Here is a 21918-nt window from a genome sequence, read left to right as displayed (position 1 = left end):
TTACCTCTGCAAACTTACCACTTCGCAAATAGCAGAAGTGAGAGCTTCAAGCTCAAGGTTGGAAATAACATAAGGCGGCATAACGTAAATTAACTTTCCGAAAGGTCTAACCCACACTCCGCGCTTCACAAATTCAAGCTGTATGGAATCCATATCCACAGGATTTTTCATCTCAACAACACCGATGGCTCCAAGACAGCGCACCTCAGCAACCGTTGCAAGGTTTTCACAGGGCGTGAATCCGGCTCTGAGCATTTTGGTAATCTGAGGGATACGTTCCTGCCAGTTGCTTTCGACAAGCAAATCAAGCGAAGCGTTAGCAACCGCGCAAGCAAGCGGGTTAGCCATAAAAGTCGGCCCGTGCATAAAAACACCGCCGTCTGAAGAAATTCCTTCTGCAACCTTAGCTGTGGCAAGAGTTGCCGCAAGAGTCATATAACCGCCGGTAATGGCCTTACCCACGCACATTATATCAGGACAAATTCCGGCAAGTTCACTGGCAAACATTGCGCCTGCACGACAAAATCCCGTTGCAATTTCATCACAAATCAGCAGGACATCATGCTCATCGCAAGCCTGACGGACTCGTTTAAGATAATCCGGAGAATAAAAACGCATTCCCCCTGCGCCCTGCACGACAGGTTCAAGAATAACAGCAGCAAGTTCATGCGCGTGATTTTCGATTTTGCTCTTAAAATCCGCAAAGTCATCATCCGTACAGCCGTCGTCATAACCGCAACATGGAGCTTCGGCAAAAATATGTTTAGGAAGAACTGACTCAAACAAAGAGTGCATTCCGTTTACAGGATCACATACGGACATGGCCCCTAACGTATCCCCGTGATATCCGTTACGGATAGTCATAATTCTATTCTTTTCAGGTTTTCCGACAGCCTGATAATACTGAATAGCCATTTTAAGGGCCACTTCGACAGACACCGAACCTGAGTCAGCAAAAAAAACATGTTGGAGCGGGGGCGGAGAAAGATCAATCAGCTTGCGGGCAAGTGACACAGCCGGTTCATGGGTAAGCCCACCGAACATGACATGAGGCATTTTCTGCACCTGGTCGCAAAGTGCCTTATTGAGTGCGGGATTATTATATCCATGAATAGCGCACCACCATGAAGCCATGCCGTCAATCAGCTCTCTGCCGTCTTCAAGAATTATTTTAACACCGTCGGTTTTAGCAACAGGATAGACGGTCAAGGGATTAACAGTGGAAGTGTAGGGATGCCAAAGATGTTCACGATCAAAGGCAAGCATAGATTCAATATTACTCATCAGCACTCTTTAATCAGGCTATTTCAGTTATTGAGATATGAGATATTAATTATTCGCGAGTGAATTCAGATCAATTTCTGCCAAAGCGCGGTCAACTTCTGCCCAGCAACGGAGTTCATCAGGATTCCAATTTGAAATATATGGAATCGAGGCAAGCACTTTAACACCGGAAAAGTCTTCAATAGAACGGATATTATCGGCCGCCATACCAAATTCTGAAGGCTCAGGTCCGGCGCTGGAGGTCATTATCACACCGGCAACATTGATTCCGGCCTGCTTTAATACAGTGAGGGAAAGCAAGGTGTCGTTAATCGTGCCCAGCTTGTTTCCGGCAACAAGCAAAACAGGATACGAAAGTTCTTTCATAAGATCCATCATGGTACTTTCCCCGTTCAAAGGAACCAGTATTCCTCCGGCACCTTCAACAAGCAACGTCCCTTGACCTTCAAGTGACTTTACCTTTTCAGCAATAGTCCCGACTTCAAGCTCAACACCGGACAAACGCGCCGCAAGATGCGGAGAACAGGCAGGTTCAAATATGTACGGACATTGCTTATCAATATCCCACACGGCTCCGGCGCTTTTATAAACGTCACCATCGGGAGAATCCAGCTTTCCGAGTGAAGTCTTAATTCCACCGGACTGCACAGGCTTCACGGGTAAAACTTTATACCCCGCATTTTGCAACAACCTAGCAAGTCCGGCAGTAACTACAGTTTTACCGACATCTGTTCCTGTTCCGGTTATAAAAAAACCGGGAATATCAATACTCACACCTGCCCATCCTTACTTGGAGCGACTTGGCCCTGTCTGGCCCTATTTAGCTTTATTTGCCTCAATCACATCAATCGGATCTTCATCAGATGTTTCAGCAAAGAATAATTCTGTATCATAAGGTCCAAAATGTTTTTCGTCACCGACCAGTGTGAAAAATTCTATGCGGGAATATCTCCTGCAACGCTGATCACTCACCATATGTCTCTGGTAATACTCAAACTTAGGCATAGAATGAGTCGATTCGGTCAAATCGATAACTTTATCCGCGAACTCACACCATGCGTGAGTAACCCACTTGCCATCTTTGAAAATCCAACCGTGGACAACTTCGGTTTCAATATTTTCACTTGCCGCTTCAAGGCAGTATTCCCAAGATGAAGGTTGACGATTATACATTACTCACTCTCCTTGTTCATATTATCAAGAGCCATTCTTACCGCACCGAGAGCGTTTCCGACTTCGTGATGCTCAGGAAAAACAGCTTCCGTATGTAATTTTTCAGCAACTTCGGACAAAAGACAATCAGCCGCCGCACCAATTCCGATAATAGGAAGATTAAGCGACACATCAAAGCTGACCAAATTGCTGGCAGAACGTCCGGCAACAATTCCGGCCATATTACCACCGATTTCTTTACGCACAATATGTTCAAGCATTGCGTTTTCAATCTTAATGCGAGTGTCGTCTAAAACTTTTTCTGCAAATTCATCACCGCTGATTTCAAATACAGCGCCCAGAACCTTCGCAGCAGAAATAGACATTTCACGGTTACCAATTTCAACTTTACCGAGAACATGCAAAGCATCAGTAGGAGTAAAACCTACTTCATCAAGCAACTGGCTCCGCACAAGCTTTTCAACCTTAGTTCCAAGTGAAATTTCACCTAGATCAAGTCCCTGCATAAGTTGCCCGAAAGTAGACGGTCCATTTTCTAAAAGATATGTGAGAATTGCATCATCAGACGTTTCAGAAGCAGCCGGTCCAATCTTAATCAAACGGGAATCGTTTTCTGTGCCTATCCAGTTTTCAGGAAGCGGAATATTGCCCGCCATACATAAAGGAACAACTCTGCCGGGGCCGATTTCAAGCCTACCGGAACGGGTTATACGCGAGAAACTGTCTCCACCTACGCCCACAGTAAACATTTCCACAGCTTCAACATGAGTTTCCCAATCGCCGATGATACTACCGCTTTCCTGAATGGTCGGCTTTGAGTTTCTAATTAAAGTAACATCGGTAGTGGTTCCGCCCACATCAACAATCAGAGCGTCCTTTGCAGGGGAATATATACATCCGTAATAGGCTGTAGATGCAGGACCACTTGCAAAAGTATCAGCAGCGCGTTCGATGGCATTTTCCATATTCATGGATGTAGCGTTTCCGCGGATAACAACAACCGATCCGCCAAGGTTGCGTTCATCAAGCACTGAACTGACACCTTTAAGAAATTCATCCATAACAGGCATAAGACGCGCATTCAGCACAGCTGTTGCCGCACGTTCCATCTGCCCTGCCTTAGTGCTTATTCTGTGCGAACAAAAAACAGGCTTGGGATCAGTGAGCGAAATAGCTTTTTCTGCAATATTTTCATGAGCGGGATTTTTAATACTCATGGCAGAGCACACTGCGTAACTGTCCACATGCCCTTTCATATTCATTACACCGTCAACCAGAGATTCAATATCAATCGGATCGACCTCAGCTCCCGTAACTTTATGCCCGCCCCTAACAAAGCGTGCAGTAACAACCGGAAGCTTAACACTCTTCGAAGAACCAATCATAAACAATCCGACTCTGGCTCCCTTATTTTCCACAACGGCGTTTGTAGCAAGAGTTGTCGAGACTGAAACAAGGTTCACTTCCGAAGGATCGACCTTGCTATTCTTTAAAGCTTCATCAAGAGATGCCGCCAAACCGAGGCTTAAATCATGATGAGTGGTTGGTGATTTAGCAGTGGCAACAACGCTTAAATCCGCACACTTGACCACAACAGTATCAGTGTATGTTCCGCCTGTATCAATTCCGATTGCATAGCCGTTTTCAAAATTCATATGTATATCCTTCGAGCATTATTATGACTGATTCAACAAATTCGGGAACATATATGTAACCGACGCTCAATACTGATAATGCCGCTTCTCGACAATGGCAACCTGTTGCCTCAGTTTAATTTCAGAAACGACAATAAATATCTTAAATAAAAGACTTATTTAAAAGATATAAAAAAACGGCCGTTATTTTTATAACGACCGTCAAATAAACCATATTTAAAATCTAAAAATGCACTGTTTATGAAATAATTACCCCGGCATAAGCCACTACACTTTCATAATCCCCGGTAACCTTGCCTGAATTGGTATAATCAAGGAGTTTCCCACGTACTGCGCCATTCTTTTGAGCGGCATACATGCCGAGAGTCATAGGTAAAACGCCGCACATACTTATATTATTTGTGGAAACTGCCGAATAAAACCCTTCGGGGTCCATTCTGATCACAGCTTCAAGTGCAATTGAATCAAGTTTTTTGGCCATTTCAGCGGTAATGAAATGACTCATATCCGAGCTGACTACTATTGAAACCGGTTTAGAACTGCGCTCAATAATTTCAGCCAGAGCTTCTCCGGCCTTTTTAAGTGACTTTGGCGCAGACTCAGAAACGCAGACAGGAACAATTTTAATTGCCGGATTAACGTGATGTAAAAAAGGAATAAGGACTTCTAAAGAATGCTCTCTGGTGTGAGCGGCTTCGTTTGAGACAAATCCGGCTCCGCTTTCAAGAAGCTGTGCAGCCAGACTTTCATCCACATCCAGCTTACCGCCGGGAAAATTCCAGCAACCTGTCGACCAGACAGACAAAGGAGCGCCGAGTCCTGTATGATTCGGCCCTAAAAGAATTACAATGGGAGCCAGAGACGCTTCCGCCAGAGTTTTGCCACATGTTCCGCCGGAAAACACATACCCGGCATGAGGAAGCATCACCAGCTTATCATAAGGGGGTTTAGATTTCTTTTTACGAGGTCCGGTATACTGCTCCACTTCAGTTTTTAGTTCCTGCGGATTGTCAGTATAAAATCGCCCTGCAACAATTGGCTTTCTATCCATACCCACCTGCCTCCGGAGGATCGAATCAAAAACTACTGCCGATTAAAAAGACGGTGTCGGCTCGAATCTTGATGCGTCTCGCTCTATTTTACGGGTTGCAAGAGCGGATGTAGCCAAGCGTCCATACAAATCGTCAGGACTTTTCTCAGCAACCTCCTCCATCAACTTTTGCCACTCAGCCATGGCCCCTGCTTTTTCATAAAGCTGTGCCAGCCTGAAACGGGAAGAAGCCCACTCCGGATCTGAAATCGGTATATATTTATCATACTCGGCAGCCCATTGAAGAGCTTCTCTATATCTGCCGGAACTTTCCGCAGCAAAAATAGTCATTAAAATACAGTCTTTAATCTTCTCTCTATCTCCGCCTGTTTCAAGCAACATTGAAAGAGCTTCCTGAGAATAAACAAATACTTTCTTCAGTTCCTTCTGTTTCATAGCAGATTTTGCCATATAATACATGGCATATGCTCTTGAAGATTCCGGAAGCATTAAATTAGCGGCAAGTCCAGCCCAGAGAGGTGTGCTCAATTCCGTTTCACCGAGATTTTCATACGCCATAGCTTTGGCATATTCGATATGAACTTTCTGCTTAGGATCAACATCCCAGTTATTTCTAGCCATATCAACCAACTCGGTAACCTTGCTCCATGCCTGCCCTTCCACATATATTCCAAGTGCCATATCAAGAGCCATGGCTGAATATTTGGGAACCTGTTTCTTTGTCAGATAACGCTCGACAAGTTTAAGGGCTTCCTCTGGCTGATTTTTTTTCCAGTAACTTAAAGCAACGCCCATTCTGGTCTCATCACTGACTCCGTCGCCGTTATTATTTTTCTTGGCGTAGGAATTCCAGAAAGACACGACTCTTCCGTAATTTTCATCTTTGACCAACTCAGGAACAGCTTTATCAAAAACTCTGAAACCTAATTCACTGGCCTTATCATGCAAGGAACTTCTAGGATATTTATCAAGAAACGCCTGCACAGATCCGAGACAATCACCATATTTTTTATTCCAATAATACCACATTGCCAGCTTGAGCTGAGCAAGCGGGGCAAGGGGACTGTCAGGATGTTTTTCAATAATCTGAGTATAAATTTTCTGAGGTCTGAGATTATAAGGACGGTCAAAAACCTTATCCATATCGTCCATGCTGGGGTTATCATAAATACCTTCTTCAGCAAGACGCATCAGAGAAACAAGACCGCCTTCCTCCTCGGGATAATCCTTCGCCGTTTTTTCATAAATCTCTTTTGCAGCTCGTGAATCCCCGGTTTTAAGATAAATATCACCAATACGGGCTAAGACGATATCATTCTCTTTTGCATCCGGTGCCAGATTATAATACGCCCAATAGTTATCCTTGGCATCATCAACCTTCCCAAGCCTATTCTGGGTGTTTGCAGCCATCAGTAAAAATCCGAGATCTTCAATATAATATCTGGGCCAGCGTTTATCTATGTAATCGATAATTTGAAATGCCTGCTTGTTATATCCGAGAGCATCAAGGGATTTTGCAAGTCCAAGAGCAGCTTCGCGCACAACCTTGCTGTCAGGGTAACTCTGAACCAGAGTTTGAAACTGGTCCGCTGCTTTCTCATACTCGTGCATACCCAGATAATATTCACCCCAATAGTAACTTATATAAGGAATATTCAGGTCATTAGGATACTGAGATTTTAATAAATTAAAATATGCTTTTGCTTCCGGCATATTTCCAACTTTCAAATTTATAAGACCTAGATTAAGCAGCGCCATAGGCACATTTGGTGAATTAGTATCCGAGTTCATGGCTTCCATCCACGAACTGGAAATTACACCGAAATTATTCTGGATGTCAGATTTATGAAGTTCAGTCACGGCTTCAGCTTTACCATATACAGCTTTAATTCTCAGCTCTTTAGGCAGATAAGACATTGCTGTAACTTCTTTAAATCCATCAACAGCGACTTGAACCTCTCCGTCTTCAAGAGCTGTTTCAGCAGCAAGCAAAATTCCTCTGGCGATTTTTATCTTATCATCCAAAGTCAGCTCTTTGCTTTCCCCACCCTCTTCTTCATCGGCAGGTTTACCCTCTTCAGTAGGAAATGCGTCAGTACTATCAACAGAATTTTCCATCACATCAGTAGCGTTATCATCTTCCCCGTAAAAATCTCCCTCAACTTCAGTCTCATTGCCACCATATTCTTCATCGCCACCGACAACAGGAAATTCTCCCATTTCAGGAGTCCCTGTATCACTTGACTCAGGTGGAGGAGCAACCGAACCGGAAACCTGTGATGGTGGAATAGGTTCTGTCATTTCCTGTCCCTGCTCGGATGGCGGGATAATACTTCCCGCAACAGAGCCACCCGCCTGATCTGCAACAGGCATAATCCGGCCGGAAACACTTCCGGATGAACCACCGGCTCTAGACGGTGGATTGGAAGTATCAACAACAGTAGCACCTTCCGGTCCGACTTTGGAAACGGGAGCGCGATAAGTATAAGGAACAGAATAGAAAGGACGTCTCATAGGGACAGATTCAGGCAAAACCTTTTCATCCTGAACAGGAGCGGCCTGCCCGTCTTCTTCAGGAGAAATATCAATTTCATCGATAATCGGAGGTTCTACTTCAGCAGCAGCCTTTTGCGCAGCAATTTTTTGGTCATTAGCTTTTTGGGTTGCGGCCTTTTGAGCTGCTCTTTTAGCTACGGCAGCTTTCTGGGCAGCAACTTTTTTAGCTGCTCTTTGTTCGGCTTTTCTTTTTGCGGCGGCAGCGCGTTTTGCTTTATCTTCGGGAGAACGCCATTTTGATCCAATGGGATCTCGGAAAAACTGCAAAACCATCTCGCCGTTGCCACCGGGAAAACGAATGAATCCAAACCCGCTCATCTTGGTTCCGATAACAATGGAACTTGACCCCACTTTAATGGAATCAACAACACGCATACCGGATAAGGGCATAGGAGTCGGAGCTTTTTCACCCTTTAAGGAATTGGTTGGAAATGAAATTGTAATCTGCTGACGTCCGGTTCTGCGGACTGTGCCGGAAAGATTCTTCTGATCAAAGACAAGACGAAGGGCATCCATGTCTGACTTGGTATCGAGAAAATACTCCATAGCCAAACCCGGATGGGGGCAAGCGAGCCAAATGAAGGCCGCCATCAAAAGTGTCCGGAATACTCCGGTAAAACTGCTGATCGTCACAATCCGGTATTTCTGCAATATTCTTGCCTACCCTGCATAATCAACAAATAAAAATGAAAAAACCTTTAAACGTCCAGATTTCTTTTCTTGATTTTCTCAATGAGTGTCGTCCGCTTAACTCCGAGAAGTTCTGCGGCCTTATTTTTGACGCCATCCGCTTTCTGTAAAGCTTCAATAAGAATTTTATCCTCAATCTGTTCAAGAAAATCTTTAAGACCTTCACTGCTGTGCTCGTTCATATCTTCTAAAGTCGGCCATGAAAAACCCATAGGTTGAACAAGCTCGGATACTTTTATCTTAGGTTCTCTGCCCACATCTCTCAAGATTTTTTCAGGCAGATCATCAGGCGTAACTTCATCCTCATCACAGAGGATGGACAGCCTTTCCATGAAATTTTCCAGTTCGCGAACATTACCCGGCCACGAATATGAAACCAGCATATCCGCAGTTTCAGGAAGTAGTTTCAAAGTAACTCTATCTTTTCCTGAACAAAAATTGGAAAGAAAGTGCTTTGCCAGAATAAGAACATCCCCGCCTCTTTCACGCAAGGGTGGAAGATGCATCGGGATAACATTCAAACGATAAAAAAGATCTTCGCGAAACCTTCCGGCGGCAACTTCGACTTCCAGATCCCGGTTGGTTGCAGCAACGATCCTAACGTCCACTTTCTTTATCTGAGTGCCGCCGACCCGCTCAATTTCCTTTTCCTGCAAGACTCGTAAAATCTTGACCTGAAGGCTGAGATCCATTTCACCGATTTCATCCAGGAAAATTGTTCCGCCGTCAGCTAATTCAAATCGCCCCGGACGTGAGCGGATTGCATGTGTAAACGCGCCTTTCTCATGACCGAAAAGTTCGGATTCAAGGAGTTCTCTGGGAATAGCGCCGCAGTTAACCGGAACAAAAGGTTTCCCTTTACGTTTACTGTTGTGATGCAAAGCTCGGACAACCAACTCCTTACCCGTACCGGATTCCCCGGTTACCAGCACGGTACTGTCGGTAGGCGCGACTTTTCCAAGGACTTTAAAAACATCCCTGAGGGCAACACTGTTGCCTATTATTCCATCAAGATTAAGAGCCATCTGGCCTCCGAAATTTACTATCCGGGGAACTGATAAAATAACGTTCCACACGACTCCGGCTTAAAACCGGAATACTGTTTTGCGACTGTTTAAAAAAAGTCTATATATTAAGTGTCAATGAAATGACACAAAGTCAATGTGCAAGTGAATTTTTATTACAAAATATTAATAAAAACACTGAGAACCAGACTTCGTGACCTACTCCATTTCCTCCAACTCTTTCCCTCTGGTTTCACGCACAAAAAACATTACAAATAAAAATGAAACCGCAGCAAAAAAAGCGTATATTGAATAGGTTTTTCCAAGTCCCGCCCATTCAACAAGTGAAGGAAAAGAAGCTGAAACCATGAAATTTGCTACCCACTGCGCGCCCGCACCCAAAGCAAGAGCAGATGCTCTTACCCGGTTATTAAACATCTCGCCAAGCAAAACCCACACAACGGGCCCCCATGAAAATCCGAAACAGAAGACATAGAGATTCGCTGCAACGAGAGCTGTAGTGGCGGAAGAACCGCTTAAGGCAGGATGACCTGCGGCATCAAGCGGCGCGTTGGCAAAAAGAAAGGCAAGCAACCCAAGAGTCAGCAACATTCCCGCTGAACCAAGCAAGAGCAGAGGTTTGCGTCCTACACGGTCAATAAAAGCAATCGCCACCAGAGTTGTCACAATATTTACAACACCGGTAATCACAGTAATCCACAACGAATTTTCCTCTGAAAAACCAACACTGCGCCAGAGCATGCTTCCATAATAAAAAATGACATTAATGCCGACGAATTGCTGCAAAACCGAAAGCCCCAGCCCAACCCAGATGATCGGTGTAAATCCGAAACGTCCCTTCAAATCAGCAAAAGAAGAGCCGTTTTCAACTCTAAGAGTGAGCTTAATTTCTTCTATTTTCTCAAGAACATGTTCTCCTAAAACTCTGGACAGCACACTTTCAGCTTCACGCTCACGCCCCGTACCTATTAAATAGCGGGGAGATTCAGGAATCATCAAAGCTGCAAAGCCGTAAAGCAATGCAGGCGGGACTTCCGCCCAGAACATCCAGCGCCACGTTTCAGCCCCCAGCCATAAATCCATGCTGGCAGATCCGCCTGCAATCTTTACCAATATGTAATTGCTGAGCATGGCTATAAAAATACCCGTTACAATAGCAAGCTGCTGGAGAGACCCGAACCGTCCACGTAAATTAGCGGGTGAAATTTCAGCGATATAAGCAGGGGTAATCGCGCTGGCAAGGCCGATTCCCATCCCGCCTACAAACCTCCAGAAGATAAAATCCCACACAGTAAATGGAAAACCTGAACCTATACCGCTGGCGGTAAACATCACCGCGGCGAGGAGCATAGGCTTCACTCTGCCGTAACGATCAGAAATAAACCCGGAAGACAAAGCTCCCACGGCCGACCCCATAAGGGCCAACGAAACAGACATCCCCACAAGCACCGGACCGACATTAAAATGTTCCCCCAAAGCAACTACAGCCCCGTTGATGACTGCGGTATCAAATCCAAAAAGAAAACCGCCAAGAGCTGCGGCTGCGGAAATAAGTAAAACAAAAATGATGCTTGTGGACTGTTTGTCTTCGAGGGGAGCATTCACCATAATCGACCTCTGCTTTTGAAATAATTTACAACAACTGCGCATACCGAATTATTTCGTTACGGGACAATATAAGAGAGAGTATTTAAAAATCGGTAACATACTCAATAATCTGTGTCATCAATATAAGACCATAGCAGCGCGTATTTTATATAAAATGAATATAACAAAAACAAAAAAGTCCGCCGAATGCTAAACACATCCGGCGGACTATATAATTCACTTGTAACACCCGGCAATTAGCCGCGATGACTTGAATACTAAAAAGGATCAGTTGTTTCTGCGAGCAATTTCCTTAGCCGGAATAAGTCCTGTTGCAGAAGCGGAAACAATATTCCCCGCTACGCCCGGGCCATCTCCGGCCACAAACAGACCTTCGTAAGCAGTTTCAAGCATATTACTTGTCTCAACCTGTGTTGAGAAGAATTTAATCTCAGGCGCATAAAGCAGTGTCTCTTCATTTGCGACACCCGGAACAACTTCATTAAGTTTTTCCAGACCTTCGACAATGTTTCTTACAATACGCTCAGGAAGAGCCATTGCAATATCACCGCAAGTAACATTCTTCATGGTCGGTTCAATGAAACTGTTGTGAACACGATTCCATGTGGAACGACGACCACGCTTCAAGTCTCCGAAACGCTGAAGAATAGGCTTACCGCCTCCGATAATAGTTGCAAGCTTACCGATAGACTCGCCGTATGCGTGATTATCGGTAACAGGCTCTTCAAGCACTACTTTTGAAAGGAACGCAAAGTTTGTATTTTCAGACTTTTTATCCATGTAAGCATGCCCGTTAACACAAACAAAATCCTGATAGTTTTCAAGCGCGATAAAACCGCCCTGATTAGTACAGAATGTGCGGACCTGATCGTCGTAAGTCGTGGTACGGATAAAGAACGTAGGGTCATAAATAACACTGCAAAGGTCACGCATTATATCAGCTGGAACCTCCACACGCACTCCAACCTCAATACCACGCTGAGTGATAGCAAGATCATGCCGCTTGGCAATAGTTCCCATCCATTCAGAACCGACTCTTCCCGGAGCAAGAATTACATTCTTAGCGCGATATTCAGAACGGCTGGTAACAACCCCGGCAAGAGCGCCGTCTTCAATCAAAATATCTTTAACTTCTTCCGAAGTGTGAAATGTCACACCGCATCCTTTGACATATTCCGCCATTGCCGCAATATGACCGGGAAGATTGTCGCTACCAAGATGCTTTTGTTTAATAAGAAGAAGATCAATGCCGTTCTTAAGGGCATTCTTGCGAATCTCTTTCGCAGCTTCCATGTCAGTGGGAAATACTTTCCCGTCCATGTTAAAGCGATTGAAAATATCTTCCGTCTCATCAATAAGCTCTTTAGCTTTCGCAACAGACATAAACTGAGTTAAATCAGTTTTACCGAGCTTATGGATATAATTAAGTTTACCGTCAGAAAACAAACCAGCCCCACCGACACCGGAAAGAATATTACAGGGCTTGCACTTAATGCACTCCTGATCTCCGGTTATGGGACAATTTCTTTTGAGGGAAGGCTTTCCTTTTTCGATAACCAGAACATCAAGGTCCGTATTCTCGCCAAGATGATACGCAGCGAAAAGACCGGCTGGTCCACCGCCAACGATAATAACATCAAACTCTTTCTTCCCGGTACTGTTCGGGCACATAATTTTCTCCAGATTGGTCTTTTTATCAGCGTCAACATAAGACGCACAAACATCCCAATATACGCTTTTAGCTAAAGACAATCAAGAAAGCAACTATTATAAAATAAATTTTAAGATCAAAAGGAATACTACTATCGACAAAACAAAAAACGTCTTATCGTCACAACCAATTTAACGGACACTCGGCACTTGACCGGACAGCGTTACTTTCCTAATGCTGATAAAAACAACAAGGAACGGACATGAGACTGACCACCAGAAGCAGATACGGAACAAGAATGATGCTCGATATTGCTATACACTGCGAAGATGGCCCCGTTCGCATCAGCGACATTGCCCAGCGTCAGGGACTCTCGACCAAATATCTTGAAAAACTTATCCGCGAATTAAAAAAAGCTGGATTCATATCCAGCAAACGCGGCCCCGGTGGCGGGCACACCTTGGCAATGACCCCGAAAGAAATTTCCGTAGGTGCTATTGTCAGAAGCCTTGAAGGTGAGCCCGGACTTGTTGAATGTCTGGCAAGCGACAATCTCTGCCAAAGAATAGAGGACTGTCCGACTCGTGAAGTCTGGATCAAAGCAAGCAAAGCAATGTATGCAGCTCTGGACGAGATAAGTATATCTGACATGCTGAAAGAAGGTTCTTTCTGCGTTAAAAACAACTCTTTTTAAAAACCAATCTCCACTCAGCTCACTGACTCAGTCCCGGCCTGCACGGTTGGGGCTGCGCTATAACTCTCTTTGCTTTCATTCAGCCAGCTTCTATTTCTATCTAAACAATTCGCATTTGAACTGCCTAGACCCGATAAGATTCGACACTTATTGCTGTCCGCACCCTGTTATCAGAAAATCAGATATCAAAAGTACAAACTAATCAACAATAAATAATAGACCTTTTCAGTCCAGATACTTATACATACGGCCTTAACTCTGTTCATAACCCCAAAGGAGAATATTATGTTCGCTCCCAAAAAAGTTTTAAGCGTATGTTCAGCAATTCTTATGATCCTGATTCTTGCAAGCTCTGCTTTTGCCATAAAAGACCAATATAACTACATGAATGGAGATTCATTACAGAATGCTCTTGATCAGAGTGCCGCAATCGCAATCGTTGACATTCGGGTTGCAGACCAGTTCAAAGATCACCACATCAAAGGGGCTATTCAAACTTGCGCCTATCCCGTTAAATCAAGTGCAGACACAGCTAAACTTGATGCTTCCATTTCAGACCTCAAAACAGGAACACAACCTGTTGTTGTTATCTGTCCGCGCGGTCAAAGCGGAGCTGAACGCACTGTTGATTACCTTAACGCAAACGGAATCCCTTCCTACCGCCTGTTTATCCTGACGAACGGTCAGGACGGCTGGAAGCACGCTGTTGAATCCAAATAAATTCTCGATATCATAAAACTGAAAAGGGTCGGCAGGTTTTCCTGCCGACCCTTTTTTTTATAGCAAAACTTGCCTGCCTCACCCAAAAGAAACTACAGTTCTGACATGACATACAAATTAATTATACTTTGCGTCTTAGCCATACTGGCAGTTGTTTTCATATCAGCCTGCTCCGCCAATAAACCTAAAAATCTCGGTATTACAAACGGGAAATTTTCAGCATGTCCGTCCAGCCCCAATTGTGTTTCATCACAAGCATCAGATGAAAATCACAAAATAGCCCCACTGAAAGCACATGGCGAGCTTGCTACAGTAATGGCAAATCTTAAGGAGAACATTAAACAAATGGATGGAAGCAAAGTGATAAAGCTGGAAGGAGCTTATCTTCACGCTGAATTTACCAGCAATATTATGCGCTTCGTAGATGATCTGGAATGTTTTTACGATAAAGACAATAACAAAATAGAGGTTCGTTCAGCATCACGAATCGGATATTCAGACTTTTCCGCCAATAGAAAAAGAATTGAAACCCTGCGAACTATCTTCGAAAAAAAACAATAGTCTCTCAACCATAACACAAACTGCCACCACGTAAGCGGCGCAAAAAAACCTCAAGCTCGAAACGTATTCTTAATACGTGAGAATTTGAGGTTTTTGCAGCAACGCTGTAATCGGATGCTTTTCAGCCGTCTACAAAAGTTCGCCGCCATCGCTCGACCTGTATTTCAAGGAAGCAACAGCGGCTGTTGGCGGAGACTAATGGGGAAATTCCCCTCAGCCCCCTGTACTTATAATATAAGCACGATTTATTTTTTTTCAATACTTGCGAACGCACAATGATTGTGAATTGATTCAAAACTTTCTACATCAACTTTATACCATATTACTTTAGGCTGTTTTTCTAACCCCTTAGCAACGTTCCTAACAACATCTTCTACAAACGTAGGATTTGCAAAAGAATCTTCAGTCACATATTTTTCGTCTTCTCTTTTAAGAAGTGAGTAAACTTGAGAGGAACCTGAAGCTTCCGCTATTTCTATAAGATCTTCTATCCAAACAAACCCTTTCGAACGCGTTTTAATATGTATGACCGCCCGCTGACTATGTGCGCCCTCATCACTGATTGCTTTTGAACAGGGACAAACGGTCATTACGGGAACTTTCACACCGAGAGTAAACTCCAGATGCCCGCCGATCAATTCTCCTTCAACGGAACAGTCGTAACTCATGAACCCTTTACGTCCGCTGACAGGGGAAGTTTTTTTCAAACAATAAGGAAAACACAGTTTTGCATGAGCACTCTTAGCTTCCAGCCTTTTTAAAATATCGTTGAGAAGATTAAAGAAGCTTTTATAGTCCAATTCTTCGGACCAATCTTCAAGCGCTTCAATAAACCTACTCATATGCGTACCCTTAAAATGGGCCGGCAGATCAACCGAAAGAGTAACTTTAGCCATTGTATGCTGGCTTTTTGATGCACGATCCCGCACGACCAGAGGCAGGGTAAGGTCACGAACTCCGACTCTGTCGATTGACATGGCTACTTGAGAGGGACCGTTTTGAACGTCTTCCATTTTACTCCATCGGCATCACAGCGCTGATGCCTTATTTGATACGTCCGCAAAACTGTCGTACGGGTATCCATGCTGATAATTTTATAAAATATTTAAAGTACTTTAAATTTAAACGAGAGTTTCACCGGTGGTAGTCAGACCGAGCTTGCCGTGCTTGACTCCTTTGGTAGAAATAAGCCTGTGAGCAAGTTCTTTGATCTCCTTGCCGTCACCTTTCAGAACAAGAACTTCCAGACAGTTGTCATGATCTAAATGAACATGCAGCGTGGACAAAATCATGCCATGGCTGTCATGCTGCAACTCGGTGAGTCTCTGAGAAAGACCGCTTTGATGATGATCGTAAACCAGAGAAAGAGTTCCGGCCATTTCACCGTCAGTCTCATCCCATTCTTTTTCAACAAGCATATTACGAATAAGATCTCTGATTGCCTCAGAACGGGTCTGATAACTTTTTTCATCACAAAGCTTATCGAACTTTTCCAGCAAATCTGAATCTAGAGAAACCCCGAAACGTATAGTTTTACCCATTTTAGTCCTCCTTATATATTAGATATGCCGGGAACAACTTCCCGAATATTAACAGTCATTTCAGCATTACAGCAGGCTGCTTTTTCAGTCAGAGGTAAAGAAGTTTTCCAGCCGAGACTCTCAAGCCGCTCCCAGACGGGAGTTGAAACGTCTCTCACCGGTTCAGCCATCCAGATAGTTCCTTCAGGTTTTAACACCTGCCTGAACAATTTTTCCAGCGGCTCAAAAAATCTTTTCTCATAAAGAATGTCACCGCCCCAGATATAATCAAATGAATTCTCAGCTAAGGCCATCTCCCGCCAGTCCATCTGCAACCAAAGCGGCTGAGTCGTTCCGTTCAGGACGGCATTATCTTTTGCGAAAATAAGGGGAGGATATTCATAATCGAAAGCAACGACTTCTGCCCCGAGCGATGCACCTATAATGGCGGTTAAACCAAGGCCGCATCCAAGATCAAGACACTTCTTACCTTTAATTAAAGAACGATTCCGATAAAGCCATTCACCGAGCAAAACACTTGCGGGCCAAAGCTCTGCCCAATACGGTAAACGTTCGTCATCACCGAAATCATCTTCACCGATAGAGTTCCATAAACTCTCAAGATCGGCAGTTCGTTCAATCTTCCAATCGCGACCTGCGGTGCTGACTGAAATTATTTCTCTATCACCTGAAACCCAATCCATTAAGGGCTACTCCCAAAAAAATAACTTATTATTTCATGAACATTTCATAAACAACGAAAAGCGACTATGTTCCTTTGCGTATGCTTTTCTTCGCCAAAAGACAAGCAAGAGTAACACGCTTATATTGGTTACCAATTAGACAAATATTGTACTTTTTCTTTGTCGGCTAATTTTATAAGGTAATTATCTTGAATTACTCTATCCGTAAGACTTTTATTTCTTAAGCAGGAATGCTATCAGAAGAAAGTCCTTACAAAGGACCACTCAAAATAACTTAAATCAAGAGCACTCATAGAGGAGGCTTTATGATCCCTCAGGAACTTCTTTACGCCAAATCTCACGAATGGCTCAAAGTCGAAGGCGAAAACGGAACCATCGGTATCACCCACTTTGCTCAGGAACAGCTTGGTGATCTCACTTTCATCGAGTTACCACAGAAAGGAGATACATTTGAAGCTGGAGACGAATTCGGATCTATCGAATCGGTTAAAGCTGCCAGCGAAGTATATGCACCTGTTGCGTGTGAAGTAATCGCTGTAAATGAGAGTCTTGAAGACGCTCCTGAAAAAGTGAATGACGATCCTTATGGAGAAGGCTGGCTGATCAAAGTTAAAATCACCGGACCTACTGAAGATCTTATGGACGCATCAGCCTATCAGGAAGTAACAGAAGAAGATGCCCACTAATCCGGACATATCATACATTATATAATAAACTGAATCTTCCCCGCCAGCCGCTTTAGGCATGCGGGGAAGTAACTTTTTCATCGGAGGACTAAATGCCTTACGTACCCCATTCCCCGGAACAAGTACGGGAAATGCTTGAAGTGATCGGCGTAAACTCCGTGGATGACTTGTTTGCTGAAATTCCGGCAGAACTAAGACCTAAAAGCTTTAACCTTCCTAAAGGCAACAGCGAAATGGCCGTTTTGCAAAAAATGGAACAACTGGCTGCAAGAAATACCACAGATCTCACAAGTTTTCTCGGCGCCGGATTTTACGACCACTTCATCCCTACCGCAGTTGATGCACTTGTTTCCCGCAGCGAATTTTACACAGCATATACTCCGTATCAGCCCGAAGCTTCTCAAGGAACTTTGCAGGCCATTTTTGAGTACCAGACTGCAATGGCAAGACTTATGGATCTTGATTATGCCAATGCGTCTGTATATGACGGTGGTACAGCTTTATACGAAGCAACCCTCATGGCTGTACGCAAAACAAAACGCCGCAAAATCATTGTGAGTGAAGCACTCAACCCCATTTACAGGGTTATGCTTGACTCATATACAACCAATCTGAACCTTGAACTTGTCACAGTACCGCACAATCACGGCCGTACAAACATCAAGTCATTTACAGCCGCAATCGATAACGATACCGCCGCCGTAATCGTTCAGAATCCCAACTTTTTCGGATCAGTGAATGACTTCACCAACCTTTTCGCAACAGCCCACGAACATAAAGCTATTGCAATCATGTCGACCTATCCAGTATTGCAGGCAGTCTTAAAGACACCTGGAGAGATGGGCGCTGATATTGCTGTTGCAGAAGGACAGAGTGTAGGACAGCCTCTTTCATTCGGTGGACCTTACCTTGGAATAATGACCTGTACCAAAGCTCTTATTCGTCAGATGCCCGGCCGCATAGCCGGACGTACTGAAGACAGTGAAGGCAGGACTGGTTATGTTCTGACTCTTCAAGCAAGAGAACAGCACATCAGAAGACACAAAGCGACCTCAAACATCTGCTCTAATCAGGCATTATGCGCACTTCGTACTCTGATCCATCTCTGTCTGCTCGGTGAAGAAGGCTTGCATCGTACAGCGCTGCTTTCAATCGAGCGTGCTCATTACGCATCCGAAAGACTCACCGCCATTCCCGGAGTGGAACTTTTCACTAAAGGCCCGTTCGGTAACGAGTTTGCAATAACTCTTCCGGTCAACGCCTTTGAAGTTATCGACAAACTTACAAAACGCGGAATAATCCCCGGCTTCCCGCTGGGACGCTACTACGAAGGTCTTGAAAACGAACTGCTCGTAGCATGCACTGAAAAGACCACGGAAGAACAAATCGGCATCTTTGCTGAAATACTGCGGGGGGAACTCTAATGGGAACCGTATTCAAAAAATCCGTACCCGGACGTGAAGGTGTGTGGCCTGAAAAGCCTGCAACCAAGGTAGAATACTATATTCCGTCTGAACTGCTGCGCAAAGGCTCAGGCATGCCGTCCCTTTCCGAGCTTGATGTTGTTCGCCATTTCACTAAATTGTCCATGAAAAACTACGGGGTGGACTCCAATTTCTACCCCCTTGGTTCATGCACAATGAAATACAATCCTAAATTCACAGAGCAGGTTGCTGCTCTGCCCGGTTTCGCAAGACTGCATCCGGCAGTATCTCAGCTCAAAGGAGCCGGTCATCTTTGCCAGGGAGCGCTCGAAGTTATTTTCGAGACCGAAAGGTTGCTGAGTGAACTCTGCGGTATGGCTGACTTCACCATGCATCCCATGGCTGGAGCACACGGCGAACTGACAGGTGTAATGCTCATAGCCGCTTATCATAGAGATAAAGGCAATAAAAAAACTAAAGTTATCTGCCCTGATTCAGCTCACGGAACCAACCCCGCATCAGCAACAATTGCCGGATACGAGGTTGTCTCTGTTGAATCACATGACGGAATCATCACTCCCGAAGCTCTCGCTGAAGTTCTTGATGACGACGTCGCAGCGGTTATGATGACTTGCCCTAACACCTTGGGTCTGTTCGAAAAACACCTACCTGAAATTGTCAAAATGATTCATGATAAAGACGCTCTTCTTTACTATGACGGCGCAAATATGAATGCCGTTATGGGAAAAATGCGCGTAGGGGATGCCGGATTTGATGTTGTTCATCTAAATCTGCATAAAACTCTCGCCACTCCTCACGGCGGAGGCGGTCCCGGTTCCGGGCCTGTCGGTGTATGCGAAAAACTGACTCCTTTCCTGCCTATTTCCCGCGTGAAAAAGCTTGAAGACGGTCAGTACTACCTCTCCTACGATGCTCCTAAATCAATCGGATACGTAGCTCCTTTCTATGGTAATTTCGGTGTTTATCTAAAGGCTTACGCCTACATGCTCCGCTTAGGCCGCAAAGGTCTTATCAGAGCAACTGAAAATGCTGTTCTCAATGCAAACTACATGCGCAAAAGACTCGAAAAATACTTTGAGATTCCTTACAACCGCATCTGTATGCACGAATTCGTTCTTTCAGCAGTAAATCAGGCCAAAAACGGAGTACGCGCTCTGGATGTGGCAAAGGCTCTTCTCGACAAGGGACATCATGCCCCTACCATCTACTTCCCGCTTATTGTTAAGGAATGTATGATGATTGAGCCGACTGAAACTGAAAGTAAAGAAACTCTCGACCTATTCGTTAATGATCTGATTGAAATTGCAAAGCTTGCAAACCAAAATCCTGATTTTATCAAGAACGCCCCTGTTACTCTTCCAGTCAGTAGACTGGATGAGACAAAAGCTGCGCGCGACATGGTGATCACTGATGACATTAAATAATTTACCAACCGGAATCCGTTCCTACGACCTCGTGGTCGTAGGAGCCGGGCCGGGCGGCTTTGACGCAGCAACAGAAGCTGCGACATTCGGAATCAAAGTTGCCTTGGTAGAAAAAGATCTTCTCGGCGGAACCTGTCTGAATGTAGGATGCATCCCCACAAAACTTTATCTCGGCGCAACTTCTCCGGTTGAAGACCTTGCTGCGCAGGTCAAAGCTAGAGTTGCGACAGGTGAAATAAAAATAAATTTTGAAGCTCTTTGCACAAAAAAAGACCGCTTTATCGGTGCAACCCGTAAAGCAATGGCGCAAAAGCTTAAAGCTCTGGGGATAGATTTCTACCCCGCTACAGCAAAAATAATTGAACAAGGAAAAATAGAAGTTTCCCACCCGAACGAAACCGCTATTTTAGAATATAAAAATCTTGTACTGGCGACAGGTTCGCATCCCACTGTTTTCCCTGGGCTAGAGCCTGACAATGAGACGGTTTTAGACAACACAGGCTTTCTTGCTCTCACTGAAATGCCTGAATCTCTTCTAGTCATCGGAGCAGGTTTTATCGGTTTGGAAATGGCTCAAATTGCCCATAGAACCGGAACTAAAATTACAGTTGTGGACGCTCTTGACAGAATCGCTGTGTATGAAGATCCAGAAGTATCCAAAACGTTGCGCTCTGTTTTCAAGCGTCATAAATGGGACATCAGACTGGGCGTGAAAGTAAAATCCGTTACTGCTGAAAACGGCAAAGCTGTTTTGCGCACCGAAGACGGTGATGAAATAATCGCGGATAAAGCTCTGATTGCCATTGGACGACGCCCTAATTCGAAAGACCTAGGTCTCGAAAACTGCGGAGCTTCAACCGTAGGTCCCGGCTTTGTGAAGGTTGATGAAAACCTTGAAGCAGCACCGAATATTTATGCGATCGGAGACTTAAACGGTAAAACGCTGCTTGCTCACGCAGCCAGCCATCAAGCCGGATATGTTGTGCGCAGGATTACCGGAAAAGACAAAGGTCCGTACACTCATGCTCCCATCCCTTCAATTCTCTATGGATCACCCGAAACCATGCGTGTCGGGCAGATGGTCAGCGACCTTGAAGGAAAAGGTGAGATAAAAGTATCTTCGTTCCAGTTGGTAGCCAATCCCATTGCGCAGTCATATGCCGCAACTCAGGGCTTTGTGAAGGTGGTATGGCTGGATGATAAAGTAGTAGGAATTACCGCTGTAGGACACCATGTGTCCGGCTTCACGACTGCTGCTGCTATGATTGTTCAAGAAGCATGGACTGAAGAAGATCTGCACAAAGTAATTTTCCCGCACCCTTCACTTGATGAAGCTTTACTCGGTGCTTTGAAAGCGGAGAAACAACCTCCTAAATAATTTCAAAGCAGCATTGCAGAAGACTAATCCAAATGTTATTCTAAATCCCGTTGAAGACTAATCTTCAGCGGGATTTTCTTTTAAGGAGCCTGC

19 protein-coding genes are annotated in these 21918 nt (G+C 44.5%); 7 read left to right on the top strand and 12 right to left on the bottom strand.

Annotated features, from left to right (window positions below):
- From bioA to BLT41_RS13260, 9 genes are all read right to left on the bottom strand, one after another.
- Positions 1-1284, bottom strand: coding sequence for an adenosylmethionine--8-amino-7-oxononanoate transaminase (bioA, locus tag BLT41_RS13300; protein WP_092161959.1), 1284 nt, complete (start codon positions 1282-1284; stop codon positions 1-3).
- Positions 1285-1329: 45 nt separating this feature from the next.
- Entirely contained in the window at positions 1330-2058 is a 729-nt protein-coding gene (bioD, locus tag BLT41_RS13295) for a dethiobiotin synthase (protein WP_092161958.1), read from the bottom strand.
- A 42-nt stretch (positions 2059-2100) separates the two neighbouring features.
- Positions 2101-2457: a hypothetical protein gene (locus BLT41_RS13290; RefSeq protein ID WP_092161957.1), complete on the bottom strand. Its 357-nt coding sequence runs from the start codon at positions 2455-2457 to the stop codon at positions 2101-2103.
- A complete protein-coding gene (locus BLT41_RS13285; RefSeq protein ID WP_092161956.1) occupies positions 2457-4112 on the bottom strand; it encodes a hydantoinase/oxoprolinase N-terminal domain-containing protein in 1656 nt (551 codons plus the stop codon). The genes BLT41_RS13290 and BLT41_RS13285 overlap by 1 nt, the downstream gene beginning before the upstream one ends.
- Before the next feature lie 238 nt (positions 4113-4350).
- A complete protein-coding gene (gene amrB, locus BLT41_RS13280) occupies positions 4351-5163 on the bottom strand; it encodes an AmmeMemoRadiSam system protein B (protein WP_092161955.1) in 813 nt (270 codons plus the stop codon).
- Between the two features lie 42 nt (positions 5164-5205).
- The gene (locus BLT41_RS13275; protein WP_092161954.1) at positions 5206-8310 is read right to left on the bottom strand and encodes a tetratricopeptide repeat protein; all 3105 of its coding nucleotides are present in this window, start codon (positions 8308-8310) and stop codon (positions 5206-5208) included.
- A gap of 107 nt (positions 8311-8417) precedes the next feature.
- Positions 8418-9434 (bottom strand): sigma-54 interaction domain-containing protein, encoded by a 1017-nt coding sequence (locus BLT41_RS13270; RefSeq protein WP_092161945.1) that lies wholly within the window; start codon positions 9432-9434, stop codon positions 8418-8420.
- Positions 9435-9632: 198 nt separating this feature from the next.
- Positions 9633-11042 carry a sugar porter family MFS transporter gene (locus BLT41_RS13265; RefSeq protein WP_170830374.1) on the bottom strand — a complete coding sequence of 470 codons (1410 nt, stop codon included), beginning with the start codon at positions 11040-11042 and terminating at the stop codon, positions 9633-9635.
- A 267-nt stretch (positions 11043-11309) separates the two neighbouring features.
- Positions 11310-12713: an NAD(P)/FAD-dependent oxidoreductase gene (locus BLT41_RS13260; protein WP_092161941.1), complete on the bottom strand. Its 1404-nt coding sequence runs from the start codon at positions 12711-12713 to the stop codon at positions 11310-11312.
- Positions 12714-12955: 242 nt separating this feature from the next.
- On the opposite strand from BLT41_RS13260, the gene BLT41_RS13255 reads away from it, so the two are divergent.
- The 3 genes from BLT41_RS13255 (at position 12956) to BLT41_RS13245 (ending at position 14668) form a co-directional block, all read left to right on the top strand.
- The gene (locus BLT41_RS13255; protein ID WP_092161938.1) at positions 12956-13387 is read left to right on the top strand and encodes an RrF2 family transcriptional regulator; all 432 of its coding nucleotides are present in this window, start codon (positions 12956-12958) and stop codon (positions 13385-13387) included.
- 285 nt (positions 13388-13672) lie between these two features.
- Positions 13673-14107: a rhodanese-like domain-containing protein gene (locus BLT41_RS13250; protein WP_092161937.1), complete on the top strand. Its 435-nt coding sequence runs from the start codon at positions 13673-13675 to the stop codon at positions 14105-14107.
- 105 nt (positions 14108-14212) lie between these two features.
- Positions 14213-14668 carry a DUF1499 domain-containing protein gene (locus tag BLT41_RS13245; RefSeq protein ID WP_092161935.1) on the top strand — a complete coding sequence of 152 codons (456 nt, stop codon included), beginning with the start codon at positions 14213-14215 and terminating at the stop codon, positions 14666-14668.
- A gap of 245 nt (positions 14669-14913) precedes the next feature.
- On the opposite strand, the gene folE2 is transcribed toward BLT41_RS13245, so the two are convergent.
- From folE2 to BLT41_RS13230, 3 genes are all read right to left on the bottom strand, one after another.
- Positions 14914-15681 (bottom strand): GTP cyclohydrolase FolE2, encoded by a 768-nt coding sequence (gene folE2 / locus BLT41_RS13240; protein WP_092161934.1) that lies wholly within the window; start codon positions 15679-15681, stop codon positions 14914-14916.
- A gap of 108 nt (positions 15682-15789) precedes the next feature.
- Entirely contained in the window at positions 15790-16209 is a 420-nt protein-coding gene (gene nikR / locus BLT41_RS13235) for a nickel-responsive transcriptional regulator NikR (protein WP_092161932.1), read from the bottom strand.
- A gap of 11 nt (positions 16210-16220) precedes the next feature.
- A complete protein-coding gene (locus tag BLT41_RS13230; protein WP_092161930.1) occupies positions 16221-16892 on the bottom strand; it encodes a class I SAM-dependent methyltransferase in 672 nt (223 codons plus the stop codon).
- Positions 16893-17197: 305 nt separating this feature from the next.
- On the opposite strand from BLT41_RS13230, the gene gcvH reads away from it, so the two are divergent.
- From gcvH to BLT41_RS13210, 4 genes are all read left to right on the top strand, one after another.
- On the top strand, positions 17198-17578 hold the full coding sequence (gcvH, locus tag BLT41_RS13225; protein ID WP_092161928.1) for a glycine cleavage system protein GcvH: 381 nt from the start codon (positions 17198-17200) through the stop codon (positions 17576-17578).
- 92 nt (positions 17579-17670) lie between these two features.
- Positions 17671-19002, top strand: coding sequence for an aminomethyl-transferring glycine dehydrogenase subunit GcvPA (gene gcvPA / locus BLT41_RS13220; RefSeq protein ID WP_092161926.1), 1332 nt, complete (start codon positions 17671-17673; stop codon positions 19000-19002).
- Positions 19002-20447 (top strand): aminomethyl-transferring glycine dehydrogenase subunit GcvPB, encoded by a 1446-nt coding sequence (gcvPB, locus tag BLT41_RS13215; RefSeq protein WP_092161925.1) that lies wholly within the window; start codon positions 19002-19004, stop codon positions 20445-20447. The genes gcvPA and gcvPB overlap by 1 nt, the downstream gene beginning before the upstream one ends.
- Positions 20434-21825, top strand: coding sequence for a dihydrolipoyl dehydrogenase family protein (locus BLT41_RS13210; RefSeq protein WP_092161923.1), 1392 nt, complete (start codon positions 20434-20436; stop codon positions 21823-21825). Before gcvPB ends, BLT41_RS13210 begins: the two co-directional genes overlap by 14 nt.
- The last annotated feature ends 93 nt before the right edge of the window (positions 21826-21918 follow it).

The organism is Maridesulfovibrio ferrireducens, assembly GCF_900101105.1.
GTDB lineage: Bacteria > Desulfobacterota > Desulfovibrionia > Desulfovibrionales > Desulfovibrionaceae > Maridesulfovibrio > Maridesulfovibrio ferrireducens.
Note: the sequence above shows the minus strand (reverse complement) of the source record. Positions and strands in the feature narration are given on the sequence as shown.

Coding starts and splice junctions, on each gene's coding strand:
- BLT41_RS13245 (WP_092161935.1), top strand. CDS start 14,213: ATGACATACAAATTAATTATACTTTGCGTCTTAGCCATACTGGCAGTT.
- gcvPA (WP_092161926.1), top strand. CDS start 17,671: ATGCCTTACGTACCCCATTCCCCGGAACAAGTACGGGAAATGCTTGAA.
- nikR (WP_092161932.1), bottom strand. CDS start 16,209: ATGGGTAAAACTATACGTTTCGGGGTTTCTCTAGATTCAGATTTGCTG.
- amrB (WP_092161955.1), bottom strand. CDS start 5,163: ATGGATAGAAAGCCAATTGTTGCAGGGCGATTTTATACTGACAATCCG.
- BLT41_RS13285 (WP_092161956.1), bottom strand. CDS start 4,112: ATGAATTTTGAAAACGGCTATGCAATCGGAATTGATACAGGCGGAACA.
- BLT41_RS13250 (WP_092161937.1), top strand. CDS start 13,673: ATGTTCGCTCCCAAAAAAGTTTTAAGCGTATGTTCAGCAATTCTTATG.
- BLT41_RS13230 (WP_092161930.1), bottom strand. CDS start 16,892: ATGGATTGGGTTTCAGGTGATAGAGAAATAATTTCAGTCAGCACCGCA.
- BLT41_RS13290 (WP_092161957.1), bottom strand. CDS start 2,457: ATGTATAATCGTCAACCTTCATCTTGGGAATACTGCCTTGAAGCGGCA.
- BLT41_RS13275 (WP_092161954.1), bottom strand. CDS start 8,310: ATGGCGGCCTTCATTTGGCTCGCTTGCCCCCATCCGGGTTTGGCTATG.
- BLT41_RS13260 (WP_092161941.1), bottom strand. CDS start 12,713: ATGTGCCCGAACAGTACCGGGAAGAAAGAGTTTGATGTTATTATCGTT.
- BLT41_RS13255 (WP_092161938.1), top strand. CDS start 12,956: ATGAGACTGACCACCAGAAGCAGATACGGAACAAGAATGATGCTCGAT.
- gcvPB (WP_092161925.1), top strand. CDS start 19,002: ATGGGAACCGTATTCAAAAAATCCGTACCCGGACGTGAAGGTGTGTGG.
- BLT41_RS13210 (WP_092161923.1), top strand. CDS start 20,434: ATGACATTAAATAATTTACCAACCGGAATCCGTTCCTACGACCTCGTG.
- folE2 (WP_092161934.1), bottom strand. CDS start 15,681: ATGGAAGACGTTCAAAACGGTCCCTCTCAAGTAGCCATGTCAATCGAC.
- gcvH (WP_092161928.1), top strand. CDS start 17,198: ATGATCCCTCAGGAACTTCTTTACGCCAAATCTCACGAATGGCTCAAA.
- bioA (WP_092161959.1), bottom strand. CDS start 1,284: ATGAGTAATATTGAATCTATGCTTGCCTTTGATCGTGAACATCTTTGG.
- BLT41_RS13270 (WP_092161945.1), bottom strand. CDS start 9,434: ATGGCTCTTAATCTTGATGGAATAATAGGCAACAGTGTTGCCCTCAGG.
- BLT41_RS13265 (WP_170830374.1), bottom strand. CDS start 11,042: ATGGTGAATGCTCCCCTCGAAGACAAACAGTCCACAAGCATCATTTTT.